We start from the raw sequence: 1133 nt of genomic DNA on the forward strand, positions 1-1133 counted from the left end.
CCGGTTCGTCCTGTTGGGCCTGTTATTCCTGTCGCTCCTGTTGCCCCGGTTCGTCCTGTTGGGCCTGTTGATCCTGTGGAGCCTGTCGGACCGGAATTCTCTATGACTTGAAGGAGCGACACGTCATCAATTAGTATTGTTGTGTTCGTATTCACAGATGCCTTGTTGATCATAATCTGAGCATCAGTTACTCCATCAGGAACAACAGCTGTTGTTTGGTATACCTCTGTCCATGTATTAAAAATTACATTCGGTAAATGGCCTATCGTGATCGCTGCATCTAAACCTGTTGCAATCGGTACACCTAATGAATTTAAATATAAGATTTGCAAGTTAACCTGAGGGTTTGAAGCCGTTCCAATGGTTCCTAATGAAACTTGAAAATGATATGCCTGACCGACCGTAACCGGGACGATTTGTGAAAGTGAAGCAGTGTTTGTTTCAATCAAAAATTGTGCTGAGTATGTTCCTGAATGGGCAAATATACTGTTAACAGTGGCATTTGCCACGTCCCACCCGGTTAAATCTCCACTTTCAAAACCACCATTGACAATGAGGTTGCCAATCGCCAATTCACTCCCCCTCTCTTGTATTCGTATTTTCATTGCAGCCGACTTTACATAACTATTGTATCTAAACTCATGGTTATCAAAGCGATACAAAAAAGGTGACTGAAAAAACGATCACCTTTTAAACATTTATGGCAGAGGGAATGATGTTGCATTTAAAGCCCGGTTTGTAATATCGACTTGTGTTACATTATTTGTATTTCCAACTGTTAATACCATATTATACACAGTTATTCCGGAAGCCGGAACTTGGTCAACAAACGTATGAGGAATAATAATAGATTGCCCGGCTGAATAGAATAGATTCAATTCAAGAGTTTCGGTGCTGATTATAATTCCATTTCTCTCCAAGTCAAGAGAAAGCACGAGGGAGAAATCAGGTGTCAGCGGATTAAGGGTGATATTAAGCTGAATTGTCGTATCAATCTTCACCAATTGAGTGGCAACTGCAGTTATAGTTGCCGTCAAGACACTTGTCGGAGTACCATCTAAAGGAATCACCACTTGATCAACCGCATTCTGAAAAGCAACCGTCGGCTGTGAACCCGTCGCTCCAGTAGCTCC

General features: G+C 42.1%; 1 protein-coding gene and 1 pseudogene. Both read right to left on the minus strand.

From position 1 onward, the window contains the following. Positions 1-572, minus strand: a 572-nt coding sequence (locus BR62_RS19640) for an NTTRR-F1 domain (protein ID WP_032871725.1), incomplete at its 3' end; no start/stop codon positions are given. A gap of 126 nt (positions 573-698) precedes the next feature. Continuing rightward, a pseudogene (locus BR62_RS0118190) lies at positions 699-1133 on the minus strand (NTTRR-F1 domain); the annotation flags it as partial.

This window comes from Bacillus sp. UNC69MF (assembly GCF_000746035.1).
Taxonomy (GTDB): domain Bacteria; phylum Bacillota; class Bacilli; order Bacillales; family Bacillaceae; genus Bacillus; species Bacillus velezensis.